This is a genomic window from uncultured Aquimarina sp. (assembly GCF_947492405.1).
GTDB lineage: Bacteria > Bacteroidota > Bacteroidia > Flavobacteriales > Flavobacteriaceae > Aquimarina.
This window is the reverse complement of the sequence record NZ_CANLMP010000001.1, coordinates 1,201,833-1,221,755: the sequence shown is the minus strand read 5'-3', so window position 1 is coordinate 1,221,755 and position 19,923 is coordinate 1,201,833. Positions and strand designations below refer to the sequence as shown.

15 protein-coding genes are annotated in these 19,923 nt (G+C 32.6%); 8 read left to right on the top strand and 7 right to left on the bottom strand.

The annotated features are described in order from the left end of the window. Positions 1-49: 49 nt before the first annotated feature. Positions 50-1,333 (top strand): cystathionine gamma-synthase family protein, encoded by a 1,284-nt coding sequence (locus Q0829_RS05360; RefSeq protein ID WP_298540768.1) that lies wholly within the window; start codon positions 50-52, stop codon positions 1,331-1,333. Between the two features lie 84 nt (positions 1,334-1,417). Here Q0829_RS05360 and Q0829_RS05355 read toward each other — a convergent pair whose 3' ends face one another. The 4 genes from Q0829_RS05355 to fumC all read right to left on the bottom strand — a co-directional run bounded on the left by Q0829_RS05355 (position 1,418) and on the right by fumC (position 6,136). Then, on the bottom strand, positions 1,418-1,885 hold the full coding sequence (locus Q0829_RS05355; protein ID WP_298540766.1) for an N-acetyltransferase: 468 nt from the start codon (positions 1,883-1,885) through the stop codon (positions 1,418-1,420). Positions 1,886-1,926: 41 nt separating this feature from the next. After that, a complete protein-coding gene (locus tag Q0829_RS05350) occupies positions 1,927-2,640 on the bottom strand; it encodes a helix-turn-helix transcriptional regulator (RefSeq protein ID WP_298540764.1) in 714 nt (237 codons plus the stop codon). Between the two features lie 147 nt (positions 2,641-2,787). Continuing rightward, the gene (locus Q0829_RS05345) at positions 2,788-4,032 is read right to left on the bottom strand and encodes a glycosyl hydrolase family 18 protein (RefSeq protein WP_298540762.1); all 1,245 of its coding nucleotides are present in this window, start codon (positions 4,030-4,032) and stop codon (positions 2,788-2,790) included. 706 nt (positions 4,033-4,738) lie between these two features. Next, a complete protein-coding gene (gene fumC, locus Q0829_RS05340; protein WP_298540759.1) occupies positions 4,739-6,136 on the bottom strand; it encodes a class II fumarate hydratase in 1,398 nt (465 codons plus the stop codon). A 184-nt stretch (positions 6,137-6,320) separates the two neighbouring features. Here fumC and Q0829_RS05335 point away from each other — a divergent pair, with 184 nt between their 5' ends. From Q0829_RS05335 to Q0829_RS05320, 4 genes are all read left to right on the top strand, one after another. Continuing rightward, complete coding sequence (locus Q0829_RS05335; protein ID WP_162897257.1) at positions 6,321-6,497, top strand: hypothetical protein; 177 nt, start codon at positions 6,321-6,323, stop codon at positions 6,495-6,497. A 536-nt stretch (positions 6,498-7,033) separates the two neighbouring features. Further along, entirely contained in the window at positions 7,034-9,550 is a 2,517-nt protein-coding gene (locus Q0829_RS05330) for an immunoglobulin-like domain-containing protein (protein ID WP_298540757.1), read from the top strand. Between the two features lie 732 nt (positions 9,551-10,282). Beyond that, positions 10,283-10,837, top strand: a complete 555-nt coding sequence (locus Q0829_RS05325; protein ID WP_298540755.1) for a conjugal transfer protein TraO — start codon at positions 10,283-10,285, stop codon at positions 10,835-10,837. Positions 10,838-10,910: 73 nt separating this feature from the next. After that, positions 10,911-13,028 carry an immunoglobulin-like domain-containing protein gene (locus tag Q0829_RS05320; RefSeq protein ID WP_298540753.1) on the top strand — a complete coding sequence of 706 codons (2,118 nt, stop codon included), beginning with the start codon at positions 10,911-10,913 and terminating at the stop codon, positions 13,026-13,028. A gap of 88 nt (positions 13,029-13,116) precedes the next feature. Here Q0829_RS05320 and arsC read toward each other — a convergent pair whose 3' ends face one another. Both arsC and prfB read right to left on the bottom strand, forming a co-directional pair. Next, entirely contained in the window at positions 13,117-13,458 is a 342-nt protein-coding gene (gene arsC, locus Q0829_RS05315) for an arsenate reductase (glutaredoxin) (protein WP_298540751.1), read from the bottom strand. Positions 13,459-13,474: 16 nt separating this feature from the next. Next, positions 13,475-14,573, bottom strand: a protein-coding gene (prfB, locus tag Q0829_RS05310; RefSeq protein WP_298540749.1) for a peptide chain release factor 2 whose coding sequence is annotated in 2 segments (ribosomal slippage) — positions 13,475-14,509 and positions 14,511-14,573 — 1,098 coding nt in all. Because the reading frame shifts where the segments join, the coding sequence is not laid out codon by codon here. 107 nt (positions 14,574-14,680) lie between these two features. On the opposite strand from prfB, the gene Q0829_RS05305 reads away from it, so the two are divergent. Then, the gene (locus Q0829_RS05305) at positions 14,681-17,092 is read left to right on the top strand and encodes a zinc-dependent metalloprotease (RefSeq protein ID WP_298540746.1); all 2,412 of its coding nucleotides are present in this window, start codon (positions 14,681-14,683) and stop codon (positions 17,090-17,092) included. Positions 17,093-17,143: 51 nt separating this feature from the next. After that, complete coding sequence (locus Q0829_RS05300; protein WP_298540744.1) at positions 17,144-18,157, top strand: GntG family PLP-dependent aldolase; 1,014 nt, start codon at positions 17,144-17,146, stop codon at positions 18,155-18,157. Positions 18,158-18,224: 67 nt separating this feature from the next. Here the strand turns inward: Q0829_RS05300 and Q0829_RS05295 are convergent, their stop codons facing one another. Then, complete coding sequence (locus Q0829_RS05295) at positions 18,225-18,545, bottom strand: YegP family protein (protein ID WP_298540742.1); 321 nt, start codon at positions 18,543-18,545, stop codon at positions 18,225-18,227. Positions 18,546-18,779: 234 nt separating this feature from the next. On the opposite strand from Q0829_RS05295, the gene Q0829_RS05290 reads away from it, so the two are divergent. Next, positions 18,780-19,883: an OmpA family protein gene (locus Q0829_RS05290; protein ID WP_298540740.1), complete on the top strand. Its 1,104-nt coding sequence runs from the start codon at positions 18,780-18,782 to the stop codon at positions 19,881-19,883. Positions 19,884-19,923 lie beyond the last annotated feature (40 nt).

Here is a 19,923-nt window from a genome sequence, read left to right as displayed (position 1 = left end):
GGTGAGGAAACAAAACCGGAATTATTTATAACAATACAATATTTAATAGATGAAAGATCACAATTTTAATCCAGAGAGTTTAATGATGACATACGGTTATAAACCTGAGTTATCAGAAGGAGCCATAAAATGTCCAATATTTCAGACTTCGACTTTTGTGTTTAAGACAGCAGAAGAAGGAAAGGTCTTTTTCGAGTTAGCATATGGTCTACGTGAAAAATCAGAAAAAGAAGAATTGGGATTGATTTATAGTAGAATTAATAATCCTAATCTGGAAATATTAGAAAATAGATTATGTCTTTGGGATAGAGCAGACGATTGTGCTGTATTCGAGAGTGGAATGTCTGCAATTAGTACTGTATTATTAGAGTTTTTGAAACCAGGTGATTTATTAGTGTATAGTAACCCTGTATATGGAGGAACGGATCATTTTATACATCATTTTTTGGATAAAATAGGAGTAGATACGATAGGAGTGATGCCTAACCAAAGTATCGAAGAAGTAGAGGGGATGATTGAAGCTTCTGGTAAGGCTGATAAATTGGCAATGATCTATTTAGAAACTCCTGCTAATCCAACAAACGATATTGTAGATATCGAAAAATTTAGTCAGATAGCTGCTAAGTATAGTTCAGAAGATAGAAAAACGTTGGTGGCTGTCGATAATACTTATATGGGGCCACTATGGCAGCATCCATTACAGTGTGGCGCTGATTTAGTGTTATATTCTGCAACAAAATATATTGGCGGCCACAGTGATTTGATTGCTGGAGCAGTATTAGGAAATGCTGAATTAATGGTACGAGTAAAAACTTTACGTACGTTTTTAGGTAATATGGTGAGTCCACATACTGCGTGGCTATTACTAAGAAGTTTAGAAACGCTAAAAGTACGTATGGATCAACAAACAAAGAATGCTCAGATTGTTGCTGATTATCTAAATAAACATCCTAAAGTTGAAAAAGTATATTATTTGGGACTATTGAAAGAAGGAACAGAGGCACATGGAATTTACAGCAAGCAATGCTCTGCACCAGGGGCGATGGTTTCTTTTGATATTGTTGGGGGAGAAAAAGAAGCATTTATGTTTCTTAATAACCTTAAGTTAATGAAATTAGCAGTAAGTTTAGGAGGAACAGAGAGCTTATCAGAACATCCTAAAACGATGACGCATGCTGGTGTAGATGGAACACAACAACTGCAAATGAATATTACAGATCAGTTGGTACGATTATCTATTGGAGTCGAAAGTGCTAAAGATCTGATTTGGGATTTAGAACAGGCTTTAGAAAAAGTAGAAGTTCCAAGCACATTGGAAATGGAAACAGTATAGAATAATTAACAATCTACTGAAGAAAGCACATCTTCAATTTGCTGTGCTTTCTTCGGTTTCTAATAAGTTGATAGACTTGTTTTTTTAGTATAATTTTTTCCAAAATACTATTTTGTCATCATCTTTATCATAAAACTCTGGAATTACTGCCTGTTTTGTGTATTTACATTTATGATAAAATTTTCTGGTTAGTTCGAATTCTGACTTTCCGGATGTTTCCACAATCAATACTCTATGACCATTCTCTCGTAAAAGGTTTTCAATATAATCCATCTTTTTTTTGCCTATACCTTTACCTTGGTAATCTTTATGTACAGCAATTGCATAAAGGTTATAGGTTCCTTCAGTAAGTCTTTCTGGAGCACAATATCCTATTGATATTGGTTTGTCTTTATTAATAGCGGTAAACCAAATATCAGTTGAAGATCCATCATTAAAATAGTTATTGATCATTTCTTCAAGTAAATGTGATGGAAATAATCCACTGGAGTCCAGTACTTCTTTTAGAGATACTACATCTTCTTTTTTGACTTTTCGTATTTCTATACTCATTTTTTACATTTTAAAAGTCAAATATAATCTGGTATAACCTTTTAAAATTGTAAGGTTCTGCTATTATAAGCTTTTGATGGAGCTACTCCTAAAACATTTTTAAAAGAATTACTCAGGTGTGCCTGGTCAAAAAAACCATTTTCAATGGATATCTCTGTTAAATTTTTGTTCTCTTCTAAGTACTGATGAATAGCTTTTCGTAAATTATTCCATACAAGATATTTTTTTAAAGAAACTCCTATTTGTTCTTTAAAGAGATGTGAAATCCTACTTTCGGATAGAAATACTTTTGAGGTTAAAGACTTAACAAGCGTAGCATATTCAATGTCATCATTTTCTATAATAGAAAGACATTGTTTAATTCTTGTATCTATTGGTTCTTTAAGATTATTTTCCCTAGCGAAGTCTGTTATTTCTTTAGTTATAATATGTCTATCACTAAATTCTTTTTTCAAGAAATATCCATTCGTTAGTGTGATGTTTAATTTTTTTAAAAATTCAGTAAGTGTAGGGTTATTACTTTCTATCATTAAAATTTTAGAAACGCAATGTTGAGCAGATATCTTATGTTTAATATTAGAGTCTATAATTGCAAAAACTAAATTTTTCCTGGTTTGTTGGTTGATATTTGTATCAAAAGTTCCTTCTATCGCAGTTATGATCTCTACCACAGAGTGAGAATGCATCTCAGTATTTAAACCTTCGAATTCAAAACAGTAAGTTCCATTTTGTATATCAAAATCATAAACTTTCATATTATAGATGTTTCAGTGTATTATGTTGACTAAAATAGCATGAAATGTGATCTTAACCCCGTATTATTATCATTTCCAGTTTTTATCCAATAACTTAAACGAAAAAAATTATTGGTTTTCAATTTTCACAGAATATTATCTTGTGTTTCAAGGTGCATTTTGTTCTTGTGAAAATTTCTCCGTTAATAGATCCCATAATTCTGGATACCCATCATCATATCCTAAGGCCCAAATTCCAACTCCTCCGATGCGGTTACTTTTTATCCAATTATATTTAATAGATAGTGATTTTACATCTTCAAAAAATAACTGTCTATATACTTTATTACTGTCTTTGATAATTATATAACTAGAAGCACTTTTAGGATCAAACTGTACTGGGATTTTTAATGAATCGATATATAATTCCTTTATTGATTGATATTTTGGGTGAGATTTAAATCTAGTAGCTACTGCACCTATTTCAGGTTTTTTAGTATACCATTCCGCCCCATAATATGGTAATCCAACAATTAGTTTATTGAAATGCACACCTTTGTTTTTATAATAATTAACAGATGTTTCCAGACCATTTCCGAATTTCTTACTTTTTTTTAAGGGTGTTACAGGTCCGGTGGTTTTACTAAAGCTTCCGTAATAATCATAACCCATCAAAGTATAAAAATCTATGTACGGATCAATAACGCCTATATCAAAAATATCATTCCAGTCGATAGCATAAAGACACAGAGAAATCATATAGTTGGGATTATCTTGTTTTAGGTTTTTTGAGATCTCAATTATAAATTTAGTAAAGTGTTCTTTGTCTTTTTTTGAAACTCCTTCAAAATCTATATTAATTCCGTCTGCTGATCGTAGAGCTAATAGACTAGATAGGCTATCTATTAATGTCTGCCGAGCTTTTTGATTTCTAAGAAAAATAGTGTTGTTTTTCTTTCCAAAATTAGAAACAGAAAAAAAAACTTTACAACCTTTTGTTTTAGCGCTATCTATCAAAGAAGTCGTTTTCCATTGATGAATGGTTTTATAACTACCGGTTTCTGGTTGCAAAGCATATGAAAAATAGGAGAGTCCCCATAGCATAGAAAAATTATAATTTTTATAGGTAGAACCATTAGAATAGATATGCCATCCAAACGTACGAATATCGGGATGGACTTTTCCTTTTTTATGCAGTACCTTTTTATGAGAAATAGTACGTAAACTATCCCACTGTTCTTCAGTTTTAAAATTATAGTTTTCGAATCTTTGATTTTGTAAATGACGTTGGCTAATATAATTGACGCTATCCATCGATTTTACATCGTTTACGCTGCTATTACTGGATTTAGGGTCTGTGTTACAGCTAATGAATAGGGTTAACGAAAAAATTGTAAAGAATAGTTTCTTCATATAATTTTATATTACCTACAAGTATAAGTGTTAAAGATAGCTTTATACCTCTCATAATTTACTACAATTCTAATAATTATGATAGAATAATGTTTTACAGTTGTTTTTTAATTAGTTTTAAATAACTGTTTTTCAGTGTTTTATTAAATAAAGGGGGTATCTCACTAGTCATTTCGGGTGTTTTCCCCCATTGTGCGATGTGTATTCCTGAAGTATATTTGTACCAGAGATTATTACTAAAAGATATACTAATCATTTTTACACATACAACATTATGAACTTACTAGGCATTAACTTTCGTTTTATTTTAGATTTTTTACAGGAATTACCTAAAGCTAGCAGCCACGCTATCCATAGGTAATAATGAACAGTACCAATGAAATATAGGGGTTTTTACTTATTTCATTAGATTACAAAAACAACTACTTTTATATTAAATAAAAAATAAGATCTATTCAACAACTTTACACAACGATATTATGAAACCATTTCGAATTAATTTCAAATTTTTGAGAGAATTTTTAAGAGAACTTCCGAAGGCTTGTAGCCATGCGATACACAGATAGGATGTAATTGTCAATTGGAAGAAACAGTATATTAGAATTTTGGGGGAAATTCTAATACTTAGTTATAATAATGGGGACAAAAAACCGGATGTGCAAACATCCGGTTTTTTATTTAAGACTAGTCATAGTCAAAAGTATTTTTATTTAAGAGCACCAACCATATCTTCTGGTTTAACCCATTGATCAAATTCTTCTTCTGTTACATAACCTAATGCCACAGCTTCCTGTCGTAATGTAGTTCCGTTTTTATGTGCTGTATTCGCAATTTCTGCTGCTTTGTAATAACCTATTTTAGTATTAAGAGCAGTAACTAGCATTAATGAATTATTCAATAGCTCAGTAATTCTTGCTCGATTTGGCTCTATTCCTTGCGCACAATGTACATCAAAAGAAACACAGGAATCACCTATTAATTGGGCACTCTGTAATAGGTTTGCAGCCATTACTGGTTTAAAAACATTTAGTTCAAAATGTCCTTGCATTCCACCAACATTGATAGCAACATCATTACCCAAAACTTGTGCACATACCATAGTTAGCGCTTCGCATTGAGTTGGATTTACTTTCCCAGGCATAATAGAACTTCCAGGTTCATTAGCAGGAATAATAAGTTCACCAATTCCACTTCTAGGACCTGAAGCTAACATTCTAATATCATTTCCTATTTTATTCAGAGATACGGCAATTTGCTTTAATGCACCATGTGTTTCCACAAAAGCATCGTGAGCTGCTAATGCTTCAAATTTGTTCTCTGCAGTAATGAATGGTAATCCTGTAAACTGAGCAATAAACTCAGATACTCTCTTAGCATATCCTTTTGGAGTATTTAAACCCGTACCAACTGCAGTTCCACCAAGTGCTATTTCGGCAAGATGAGGCAATGTGTTTTCTAAAGCTTTCAAGCCATGATCTAACTGCGAAACATATCCCGATAACTCTTGCCCTATTGTAAGCGGAGTAGCATCCATAAAATGGGTACGGCCAATTTTTACAACATTTTTGAACGTTTCTGACTTCTTTTTTAATGTGTCTCTTAATTGAGTGATACCAGGTATTGTAACTTCTAGAATTTTTTTATAGGCAGCAATATGCATACCTGTAGGAAATGTATCATTAGAAGACTGAGACTTGTTTACGTCATCATTTGGTTGAATTGTTTTTTCACCTTCTCCTATTGTTTTTCCGGCAATTTGATGCGCACGATTAGCAATAACTTCGTTTACATTCATATTACTCTGTGTACCAGAACCAGTTTGCCATATTACTAATGGAAATTGATCATCGTGTTTTCCTTCCAGAATTTCATCACATACCTGCGCAATAAGATCCCTCTTTTCTATAGGAAGAACCCCTAATTCGCAATTAGTAAAAGCAGCAGCTTTTTTAAGATAAGCAAAACCGTATACTATTTCTAAAGGCATTGAAGATGGTGCGCCAATTTTAAAGTTGTTTCTGGAACGTTCTGTCTGTGCTCCCCAAAGTTTATCAGCAGGCACTTTTACTTCGCCCATTGTATCTTTTTCTATTCTATATTCCATAGCTGTGATGATTTGTTTTTCGAACGGCAAATTTAAGAATTTGTATAGCTATTTCTGAATAAAGAATATACTTTTTAAAAAGGAATTGTATTAAAGTTTTTGTTTTGAAAATAAATCATATTTATACTATGAGATAAAAGGAAGAGTTACTATCTTTGGCAAAAATTGAAATTAGATTACTATTATGTTCGAATTTGATCAATACCTTGGTTTTTTAGCATTCTTAACAATCCTTACAATAGGATTTTGGTTGATGATATTTTTATTAACCTTTGTGGTTCCTTACTGGATTTTTGGAGCTACTATCGAAAACTTTAAATTAAAACAAGAAGCTAAACGAAAGGCTAGAGAAGAAGCTTAAGTTACAGTATTAGTTATATATTTTAAAAAAGGGTGTCAATTGTTGACGCCCTTTTTTATTGTCCTAAAAGGGATTAATTTTCGTTTTAGTTTCTCTTAAGTATTGAGAATTTTAATAACTTTCATTATTAGCTTCTAAGAATAAAAATAGCCAATAGATATACTGTTAACTTTATTCGCTTATTAAAAATCTATTGCTTAAAACTTATAGTTCGGGTTGATCAATGCTATTTTAACAAAAATAAGTTTTCAATCATTATCTCTTTTTGGAACTAAAAATAGTTGGTACTTCTAAAACACCTACCCAATAAATCTTCCCATTTGTCCACAAAATTAAAACGAACATCCCCATTATAAAGTGGAGACGTCATATAATTACTTGATTTGTATAGTGATGTATAAGGGTGTAAAAGATAGATAAATACCTTAAAACTACTACCTGAACTTACTAATAGTGTTTTAGTAATGTTTTTACAGCAGAAATGAAATGACATCTTTTGGGCTTATTTTTAAATTAATACTTAAGTAAATATTATTATGAAAAAATTATCTAAGTACTTTTTGGTTAGTATCATTTTATCGATAGTTATCATGGCTTGTACTAAAGAAATAACAGATGACTTAATAATTTCATTTGAAGCGACATTTAGTGAAACAACTTTAGACTCTTTTCTAAATACTCCTTCAGATATAGAGTTTAGTATTACAGATGGTTTAGAACAGCCAGAAAATTTTAGTATCAAATATAAAGTCAGTGAAGGTTCAGGAATTTATTTATTAAATGATCAGTTAATAGAAGAAGACCAATTCATCGTCTTGTCGAACCTAACAAATACGATATCCTATACTGGTACTACTGTAGGAAGTAATAAGGTTATTGTAGTTATAAAAGATCAATATCAACGAGAAAAGGAATTTGTTTTAACTTATAATGTGAAGGATACAGCTTTTGATATGGAAATCGTGCCCACTCCATCTGCAGCATATATAGGTGGCGTTATAGATCTTGATTTTAACATTATCAATGAAATTAGCCCAGCCGATTATACAATATCTTATAAGTTTGTAAATACCGATGGTGATGGTAGTGGAAATGGTATTATGTATAAAGAAGGAGAAGTTTTAAATCAGAACGAGCCTATTGATATTAATCAGGGAAATACATTTACTTGGCAATTAGAAGGAACAATAGTTGGAGATTTAGCAATAGAATTTATTGTGAAAAGTAGCTTAAATGCTACAGTAGAAAAGAGTATAACAATTCCGGTAACTGAAACTCCTGATTTTACGTTTACCGTAGAAACATTATCTTCTGAATTAGCTACCAATAGCAATGCAACACTAAATTTTAAAATTACTGAAACTATAGGTAACTCTAGTTATAAAATGATGTATGATACATCGAATCAAGGTGTTTTTACATTTAATGAGGTAGTATATCAGCCTGGAGATGAAATACCGGTGGAAGCTGGAGATTTTTCAGGTTTTTATACCGGAACAGAGATGGGAAGTCATGATGTTACATTTAAAGTTATAAATGCAAATACGTTACCATTAGAAAAAACAGGTTCTTTACTAATGAACTATACAGATCCAGATACAGAAGCACCTTTTATTGAGCTTATAGGAGAAGCAGAAATTACAATACGAGTAGGAGAAGAATATAATGATCAAGGGATTATAGTCACGGATAATGTAGATGTAGAGATTGATATTAGAGTAGAAATTATGGGTATGGTTGATATACAAAAACCTGAAACGTATGTTATTACCTATACTGCCACAGATACTTCAGAGAATTCATCATTTATTACTCGAAAAGTAACAGTAATAGATGATGAAGCACCGGTTATTACCTTAATAGGAGATAATCCTATTACGATATTTGTTGGTGCTACCTTTACAGACCCTGGAGTAATGCTTTCTGATAATGTAGATACTATCGAAATGTTACAAGAAAACCTAACTATAACTGGAAATGTAAATACAAATCTAGAAGGTGATTATACGATTATGTATAGCGTAACAGATTCTTCAGATAATATGACAAATTTAAATAGAGTAGTAAAAGTAGTAAATGATGCTCCTCCAGTAATTAGAATTTTAGGACAAAACCCGCTAACCTTTAATGCAACTGCAAGTTACACGGATGCTGGTGTGGAAGTTTCTGATGACATAGATCAGAATCTAACGGTAAACATAGAAAATAACGTTATCAGTAATGATCCGGGTAATTATAAAGTGATATATACTGTAAAAGATTCAGGAGATAATATGGTGAGAGCAGAAAGGGATGTCACGGTTATAGATACAGAAGCTCCAGTAATAACATTAAGCGTTTCAGAATCAGGAATAACCCATAGAGTAAATACCTCGTTTACTAATCCTACTGCAGTAGTGACTGATAATGCCATTGATCCTTTAACCGCAGTGATAAGTGGATCCGTGGATACTACTACTTTAGGAGAAAATACATTAACATACACGGCAACTGATGAGTCTGATAATACAACAATAAAAAATTTAAAAGTTAACGTAATCGATGATGTAGCTCCAACTATAGAACTTATAGGGGAAAGGAATATATTTATTCAGGTAGGAGGAACTTATACCGAACAGGGTGTGACAGTTTCGGATAATTTTAATCAAGAAGGCGAAATTACCGTTGGACTACCTTTGAATTTAAATGTAAATATTGCAGGACTTTATGAGTTAAAGTATACCGCAACTGATAGATCCGGTAATTCAGCAAGTGTTTCTAGGTTTGTTCAGGTTTTTAATAAACCTGTTGCAAGATTTAGTCCTAGAAATGTAACGGGTCAATCCCCGTTAACGATTACTTTTAACGCAGGAGGTTCAGAGAGTGACGGTATTATTATAAACGCCAGATGGAATTTTGGAGATGGATCACCTGAAGTAAATAGTGATTTTAGAGATAATGTAACGCATACATTTACAGGTGCACCAGGAACAGTTTTTAATGTAGGAATATTAATAACAGACGAATTCGGTGGAACCGACATTACTGGAACTACAGTAACTATAACAAATTAGCTGTAGTAACTATAACAATTAATAGAAATCGCCTGATTCGTAATATTTTTATGAGTCAGGTTTTTTGTAAATAATAATCAGATGATGCAGCGCGAAAAACAGAAAAACGATCCTTCTAATTCATCATCTTTAATTTTTAAATATTTGCAAATCAAAGTTTTAATTGTTGTAGTCTTGTCTAATATTGTTGTAAAGAAAATATATTTAACAGAAATATTATAAACATCTTTTGGAATCCCATTCCTTAAATTTCCGTTAAATTCTGTTATTCTACAGGTAACATTTTTCCAGTTTTTTATACTAATAAAAGAAGCAGTAGCATATGCTAAAAGTTCTTTGGTCTCATTATCGATAATTTTTCGGTGATCGTAACTTCATTTTTTGGCACAAAAGATAATGTGCTGATTAATACGGTAAATAGCAATTAGAGAATCTTTTTTATTTTTTTGAAAGTAAGTTTCAAAAAAATATGATTAGAACAGAAGGATCACTGTTAATGAGGGATTAAATAATGTATGTTGTTCATTGTAAGTTTATTGTGTCTGTATAAGTATATGTTAAATTAACAAAAAAACTACAATACTTGTATTTTTTTATGATTTGAAAGAATTTAGTTACAACAAAGACACAATATTTATAGTGGAAAATACGTTTCGGTTTTTTAGTTTTGCAGCTGCTTTTTGTGGGAAAATGCAAAAATTAAATATTATCAAAAATTATAAAATAGAGTTTATGAAAAAACTTCTAAGTACTAACTTATTATTAGTTGTCTTTATTCTTTTTTCTTCCATTACAATGTATGCTCAGAGTCATAAAACTGCATTATCATTAACCGGTGGTTATGTAGATGGAGGTTTTGCGGGATTAGCTGCGTTTGATTATAAGGTAAATGAATTCGATTATTTACAATTCGGTGTCCAAACTAATTTTACAAAATTAAAGTATGAGGATATAAAAATACCTGTCGATTTGTACGCCTTTAATGCCGGTTTCTTTTTTGATGTGTTAAGGAATAATAAGAGGACGTTTGCACTTGCTCTAGGTGCTGGGGCAACAGTGGGTTATGAATCTATTAATAATGGCGATGAGATTTTAGAAAACAATCAGGTTTTAAACATTGAAACAAATAATGTAGTCTTTGGGGCATATGCAGGATTAGATGCTGATATATTTTTAATTCCCACAGTAGCCATTAATATCAAAGCACAAGAGATATATCACTTCAATAGCGATATCGGAGAATTTACTCCTTATTTTGGTGTTGGAATTAAATTAATACTAAAATAATTTTTTCGGAAAATAGACTTCTAAAAAAGAGGTTTTGATAATCAGATCATTAAAATAAACAAACATAATATAGATGAAAAAGTTTTATCAATATGTCGTTTCAGGTATTGTTCTTCTATTTATTGGGATTGCCTGTACAAAAGAAATAACAGATGACTTAGTAGTATTTTTCAAAGTAGAATTTAGCGATACTACTATAGAAACATTTGTAGATACCAGAGAAGCATCCCAATTAACAATAACTGGAGGAGGTGATATAGCTGCTGGGGATTATCAGATAAAATATAATGTTACAGAAGGTGCAGGATCATACTTTTTGAATACTGTGGCCATAGCTGAAAATGAATTTGTTGATTTACCCGAAGGTCCTGAATATACTATAGAATACGTGGGAACTGCTGTGGGTACTAATAAAGTAACTTTAACTATAAAAGATCAGTCTAATAGAGAAGAAGAATTTGTGTTAACATATAACGTTAATGATACAGATTTTCTATTTAATGCAGAAGCATCTCCAGAAGCAATTACCTATGTTAATGGAGAAATTGATTTAAATCTTAATATAGAAGAGATCAGTTCTGCAACATATAATGTGCAATATGTTTTTGAAACACCAGATTCAGATGTATTAGGAACTGGAAGAATTATTGCAAATGGAGTTGAAGTAAATCCGGAAACAGCTATTGAAGTTCCAGTTGGCGACATTAGCTGGAAATTTGGAGGACTTACCGTTGGAGTTGTTCAATTTACACTTACAGCAACTAGTAGTTTAGGTATTTCTAAATCAAATACGATTAGAATAGAGGTAGGAGAAACGCCTGATTTTACTTTTGCAGCAACAACTACTGAACCTACACTGGCAACAAATACAGCAGCCGATATTAATTTCGAAATTATTGAAACTGTTGGAAACTCATCGTATACAATGACATACAGTTCTTCTCAAGCTGGAAGTTTTGTGTATGAAGATGTTATATACCAACCTGGAGATGAGATCCCTGTTGTGATAGGAGCTTCTACAGGTCAATATACCGGTACTGTTATGGAAGATCATGACGTGGAATTTGTTGTTGCTAATGCTAATACAACTCCTATTACTAAAACATCAGAGGTCAATCTTACTTTTATCGATGCTGATACAGATGCTCCTGTAATTAATCTTAATGGTTCCGATATGCTTACGCTAACCGTTTTTGATACTTACACAGAAACCGCTACAGCAACTGATGACGTTGATGGTAATCTTACAGATCAGATAGTCTTTGGAGGAGATTTCGTTAACACAGATGCTCTTGGAACTTTTACAAGAACTTATAATGTAACAGATGCGTCCGGTAATACAGCTACAGAAGTTTCAAGAACCATTAATGTAGTTGATGATGTAATTCCGGTTATTAGTGTTGATAGTCCTTCAATAGATATTGGTGTAGGAGAAACGTTTACAGAAACAGTATCCGCATCTGATAATTTTGATGGTAATATTACCGATCAAATAGTATTTGGAGGTACTTTTGTTAATACAAATAGTATAGGGTCTTTTACAAGAACTTATAATGTTACAGATTCCTCTGGTAACGCAGCCGTAGAGGTTACAAAAACAATTAATGTAGTAGATGAGGTAAAACCTGTTATATTATTAAATGGTCCTGATTCAATAACCTTATTAGTTAACGATACCTATACCGAAACTGCAACAGCATCTGATAATGTTGATGGTAATTTGACTAATTCGATTGTATTTGGTGGTACTTTTACAGATACTAGTGCACCAGGTACTTTCACAAGAATATATAGTGTTTCTGATTCGTCTGGTAATGCGGCTGATCAGGTAGTGAGAACTGTTATTGTTGAAGCCATAACAACAGGACCTACTTGGAACTTAAGTACAGGACTTTTAACAGCTAATCCTGGCGATACTGTAGAGATTCGTGTAAGTTCAGGTGGAAGTACCGGATACACTATTCAGGTAGAAGCTAGAGCAGATTCTCCGTCAGGAGCATTACTTGGGAGTCTAAGTGCAGGAACAAGTAACTCTAGTGATTCGGATCTTTTTGTAATGCCAGCAAGTGGGCAGGTGTATATTAGAGGAGAACATAATAGTGTAGGAAGCGGATCTACTTTAACTATTACGGTTGGAGGAGTTACCGTTGTTTCTGAAAATATGGGGCCTTCTTTACCAATTCCAAGATAGTATACTATAGTTGAGGTATATCCTAAACGTAAAAAAGAATAGTATTATAAAAAAAAGACTCGTTTTCAATTGAAAACGAGTCTTTTTTTTATAGAATATCAACAACCTTTTCGGGAGGTCTGCCGATAATAGCTTTATTATTTTTTATTACAATAGGTCTTTCTATTAGTTTAGGGTGATCACACATAATTTTAATTAACTCATTATCTGTAAAATCTTTTCCTTTATATTCTTGTTTCCATATCGCCTCATTTTTTCTAACTAAGTCGATGGGTTTTATTCCAAGAAGATCTATGATTTCTGATATTTTTTTTTCAGTCAAAGGAGTGTCTAAATATTTGATAATATCTAAATCTTCATTTTTTTCTTCCAAAATAGCAAGACACTGTCTCGATTTGCTACACCTTGGATTATGATATATTGTTGTCATATCTATTGAATAATTATTAATCTTCAGCTCTTTGTCCCATCATCATAAGATATGCTTTTAGGAAGGCATCAATATTTCCATCCATAACGGCATCCACATTTCCTGTTTCTTCTGCTGTTCTCACATCTTTTACCAGTTTATATGGGTGCATTACATAGTTACGAATTTGAGATCCCCATTCAATTTTCATTTTAGAGGCTTCAATTTCATCTCTTTGTGCTTGTTGTTTTTTGAGCTCTAGCTCAAAAAGTTGGGATTTCAACATTTGCAGTGCTTTTAATCGGTTTTCTTGCTGTGATCTAGTGTCCGAACATGAAATTTGAATTCCAGTAGGGAAGTGGGTAAGTTGAACTTTAGTCTCCACTTTATTTACATTTTGCCCTCCAGCACCACTGGATCTAGAGGTGATGATCTCATAATCAGAAGGGTTAATGTCGATTTCGATACTATCATCTGCTAATGGATATACGTATATGGAAGCAAAAGATGTATGTCTTTTTGCATTACTGTCAAAAGGAGAGATGCGTACTAATCTATGTACACCATTTTCGCCTTTAAGCCATCCAAAAGCATATTCACCATCGATTTCCAGGGTTACTGTTTTGATTCCGGCAACATCTCCTTCTTGATAGTTAAGTTCTCTAATTTTATAACCTTGTTTTTCTGCCCACATTAGATACATACGCATTAGCATACTTGCCCAATCGCAACTTTCTGTTCCTCCCGCACCAGCTGTGATCTGGATTACAGCACTCATGCTATCTCCTTCTTCACTAAGCATATTCTTAAACTCGAGGTTTTCAATAAGATCTAATGCTATTGTATGGCGTTCATCTACTTCTGTTTCTGTTGCATCTCCTTCCTTATAGAATTCGTAAAGAATTTCTAGATCATCAACAAGAGTGACACTTTTTTCATATTCAGAAACCCACTTTTTTTCTGCGTTAAGAGCACGCATCAGTTTTTCCGCTTCCTGTGCATTATCCCAAAAATCAGGAGCATATGTTTTTTCTTCTTCGTTAGCTATTTCAATAAGTTTGGCATCAATGTCAAAGATACCTCCTTAACGCAACCAGGCGCTCTCTAAGATCTTGTAAAGTCTCAGTATTAATCATATTTCAATTATTTTTAGCAAAAATAGGATTTAACAGTTCAGTAGGAAATAATTTTACTATTATTTTATAGTTTTATTGCTTTTTCAAATCACATAAATCATTTTAAGATGAAAATAAATATTACTTGCCTGTTTTTCATAATATGTCATTTTCTTTCAGCTCAATTTCTAGAAAAACAAAAAGATTTAAAATCTTATAATGGGTATTTTGATTTTCATTATAATGAAAGTAAGGATGAGATATATTTAGAAGTAAATAAGTTAAATACAGAATTTTTGTATGTTCATTCCTTAGCTACAGGTTTAGGGTCTAATGATATTGGGCTAGATAGAGGTCAAATAGGGGATGGTGTGGTTGTAAAATTTCAGAAAGCCGGAAATAAATTATTACTAGTACAACCTAATCAAAGATATAGGGCAATCACAGAAAACAAACTTGAGAAAAAAAGTGTAGAACAAGCATTTGCTAAATCTGTATTGTTTGGTTTTCCAATAAAAGAACAAAAAGGAAGCAGTTATATTATTGATTTAACACCTTTTTTATTACAAGATACTCACGGAGTCATTAATAGATTAAAAAATCTGAATGAAGGTGCTTATAGTGTAGATAAAACCAAAAGTGCTTTAAGTTTGGAAAGAACCAAGGCATTTCCGAAAAATGTAGAATTCGAAGCATTAATAACATATAAAGGATCACCTAAACAAGGAAATATTTGGTCTGTGGCACCAGATGCCAAGTTACTTACTGTAATTCAGCATCACTCTTTTTTAGAATTACCGGATGATAATTATAAAAAAAGAGAATTTGATCCAAGGAGCGGAGCTTTATCAATATCTTATTTGGATTATGCGACACCAATACAAGAACCTATTGTAAAGAGATATATAACCAGACATAGGTTAGAAAAGAAAAATCCAGAGTTAGCAATAAGTGAAGCCAAAGAGCCTATTATCTATTATTTGGACCCTGGAACTCCAGAACCTGTAAGATCTGCATTATTAGAAGGCGCAAGATGGTGGAACCAGGCGTATGAGGCTATTGGGTTTAAAGACGCTTTTCAAGTAAAAATACTACCAGAGAATGCGGACCCGATGGACTTACGATATAATGTGATTCAATGGGTACATCGATCTACAAGAGGATGGAGTTATGGTGCCAGTGTTGTAGACCCAAGGACTGGGGAAATCTTAAAAGGGCATGTGAGTTTAGGGAGTTTAAGAATCCGTCAGGATTTTCTTATTGCCCAAGCTTTATCAAACAAACCTTTTGCTAGTAATGATAACAATTATAAACCAATGCTGGAAATGGCTTTGGCTAGGATTCGCCAATTGTCAGCGCATGAAGTTGGGCATACTATTGGGTTTGCGCATAATTTTGCAGCGAGTACCAGTAATAGAGCATCGGTTATGGATTATCCACATCCGACTATTAAATTAAAAGATGGAGAAATAGACTTTTCTGATGCTTATGATACTAAAATAGGAATTTGGGATAAAGTAACAGTAGCTTATAGTTATTCTGAATTTGACAAGGAAGTAGATGAAAGTAAGCAGCTCAATAGAATTTTAGATAATGCCTATGCTTCCGGATTACGTTTTATTTCGGATAGTGATGCAAGACCTCGAGGAGGAGCACACGCATTAGCTCATCTTTGGGACAATGGAAAAAGCGCCTCTGAAGAATTGAAAAATGTATTAGAAGTTAGAGAAACAGCAATTCGTAATTTCTCTGCAGATAATATTAGAACTGGCGAAACCTACTCTGTTTTAGAAGATGTATTCGTTCCTTTGTATTTTTTTCATAGATATCAAACAGAAGCAGCAGTAAAGTTACTAGGAGGTATTAATTATAATTATGCTACTAAAGGAGATAAACAGACAATTGTTGAAATAATTTCAGAAAAAGAACAAAAAGAAGCATTAGATCAAATACTGAAAACGTTATCTCCAGAAGTTTTAGCTATTCCTGAAGATAAATTAAAATTGTTTCCTCCAAGAGCTTTTGGTTATGGTCGTTCCAGAGAATCTTTTAATAGTAAAACGGGTGTGGCTTTTGATGCACTAAGTGCTGCATCAACTGCCAGTGATATGAGTTTGTCGTTATTGTTACATCCAGAAAGAATTTCTCGATTAGTACAGCAAAGTAGTCTTGATCCAAAACAATTAAATGCGTCAAAAGTTTTAGATAAATTAATCAAAGTAGTTTTCGAGACTACACCAAAAAATAATTATCATAACGAAGTTCAGCATACGATAAAAAGCAATACATTAAAACATCTAATGAATCTGAGTGTTAATGATAATAGTTATCCTCAAGTAAGAGCTTTAGGATATGCTTCGTTAAATAAAGTTAGATCTTTGCTAAGTGCTGAAAAACGAAAAAACTCGAATACAGTTTATAATGATTATTATTTAAAGCAAATTCAGGATTTTATGACCAAACCTGAAAAATTTAAAATAGTATCTTCACCAAAAATTCCAGACGGTTCTCCTATAGGAAGTTTTAGATGTGATTTTTAATTAGTTTGTAAGCATTGATAAAAAATAATAAACTTTTAGTTAAAATAGAATATGACAATAGATCTCAGGAGTGATACAGTTACCAAACCTACTGCAGAAATGCTTGATGCAATGATGAAAGCAGAGGTAGGAGATGATGTGTATAAAGAAGATCCGACAGTTAATGCTTTAGAAGAAAGAATAGCCAATATGTTTGGCAAAGAAAGCGCATTGTTTTTTCCATCTGGAAGTATGGCAAATCAAGCGGCTATAAAATTACATACGCAACCCGGAGAACAATTGATTGCAGATAAATATGCGCATGTATTCAATTATGAAGGAGGAGGAGTTTCTTTTAACAGTGGAGTTTCGTGCAAGTTGATTGATGGGCATAGAGGTATGATTACATCGGATCAGGTTTTAGCATCCATTAATCCGCCTGATTTTTATCATAGTCCTTTAACAAGTTTAGTATGTGTAGAAAACACCACAAATAAAGGAGGAGGCGCTTGTTATGATTTTGAAGAAATTATTAAAATAAAAAAGATTTGTAGGGATCATGACTTGGGATATCATTTAGATGGAGCACGTTTGTGGAATGCTTTAATCGCTATGAAAGAAGAGCCTAAACAATATGGAGAAGTATTTGATACTATTTCTGTATGTCTAAGCAAAGGATTAGGAGCACCAATGGGTTCTGTATTAGTTGGCGATAAAGAAATTATGCAAAAAGCTATACGAATTCGAAAAGTATTAGGAGGAGGGATGCGTCAAATAGGATATATGGCTGCTGCAGGATTATATGCGGTAGAGAATCATATTGATCGTTTACAAGAAGATCATAAAAAAGCAAAAGAAATAGGACAGGTTTTACAAGAATTATCCTTTGTGACTGGTGTTGAGCCTATTGATACAAACATTATTATATTTACTATCAATGGTAATGAAGAGGATTTTATAACAAAAATGGCAGCTAAGAATATTCATTTCTATGGAATGGGGCAGGGGAAACTTAGGTTTGTAACCCATTTAGATTACACCCGGGAAATGCATGAATATTTTTTAGAATTATTACAAAGTCTATAAAAAAGAAAAGCTACTCAGAGTGAAATGAACAGCTTTGCTTTAATTTATAAATACAATAGCACTACATTTAAATTTCTTTAGTGTCAGCTTCTGATGCATTTTCTTTTACAGAATTGATACCATTTTCCATTCCGGATTCTGAAGAGTACATTTGACTACTACCAATTACTTGACCATTCGTGGCTTTTAAATTGAAAAAAAATCTTCCATCTTTTGCGGTTTTTCGCTCATATCTTCCATCTTCAATAGCATTTTTTTGTACAGATGCAATTCCATTTATAGCAGCGGCCTTAGAGTTATATACTTCGCTACTTAGAATTACTTGTCCATTTTTTGCTTTTAAAGTAAAATGATAACTAGATCCCTCTTTATTTTTGAGTTCAAACATATTGTCGAGTTTTAAATAGTTTTAGAATGATTTTGATAAAAATATAGAATAAAAAGGAGAAAGAAAAATATAAAAAAACGCTAATACGGTTTTTTTATGTCTTTTATCGAATAAAAGAACAATACATCGAAAATATGCTTGTTTTGTTAAATGTTAATTTTAACATTTTCTTTTCATCTTTATAATTTCGTATCTTTAAATGTAACATAATAATAACCACAAAAATCATCAACTATGAAAAAACACATTCTATTTGTGCTTCTTGCAATTGCGGGAATTACTGTTCAAGCTCAAGACCTACCAGCTAATCCTGAACCTGGAAAATGCTATGTGCGTTGTACAACTCCTGATGTATACGAAAATCAGACTGTGAAAGTACAAATTACACCAGAGTATAAAAAACTGAAAACATATCCTGCTACTTTCGAAACTGTAACCGAGAAAGTATTAGTAAAAGAAGAAGCAAAAAAATTGACTGCTGTTCCTGCTAAATATAAAAATGAAACAGTAACTTTTATTAAGAAACAAGGAGCTTCAAAATTGGCAGTTATTCCTGCTAAATTTGGTAAAGGTGCGGAAACAGTAGAAATCAAACCAGCTTATGCGCAGTGGGAACTTGGATCTCCAGCTCCAGATTGTGCATCAAGTAATCCAGATGACTGTCGTTACTGGTGTTATAAAGGATATCCAGCAGAATTTACAACGGTACCTGTTCAAACATTAAGTGCTGATGCTACAACAAAAAGTTCCGCGATTGCAGAACAGTCAAGTACGTATACCAAAAGAGTAATCGCAGAACCAGCGAGAGTTATAGAAGAAGTAATTCCTGCAGAATATGCAACTATTACTAAAACGGTTATGGTTAAAGATTCATACACCGAGGAGGTTGTTGTTCCAGCTACTTTTAAAACTGTAAGTAAAGAAGTGCTTACTCAAAAAGGAGGATTAACAGTTTGGAAAGAAGTAGAGTGTTCCTTAGTAGAATATTCTGCTTTACCGATTAATTGGAATTTAGGTAGTGCTTCATTAACTGCACAGGCTAAGAGCATCATCGATACTAGATTAATGCCAGTATTAGCAAATAACCCAGGTTCTAAAATGGAAATTGCTTCTCATACAGATGCCAGAGGTTCTAAATCAAGTAATAAGGATCTTTCTGAAAGAAGAGCGCAAGCGGTAGTTACATATTTACTTTCTAAAGGAGTAAATGGTAGTAGACTAGTTGCAAATGGATATGGAGAGAACAGATTAAAAAACAGATGTGCGGATGGAGTTACTTGTACAGAACGTCAGCATGCATCAAATCGTAGAACAGAATTTAGATTGATTAACAACTAATTCGCGTTGTAGATATAGAAACAAAAAAAGGAAGCGAATA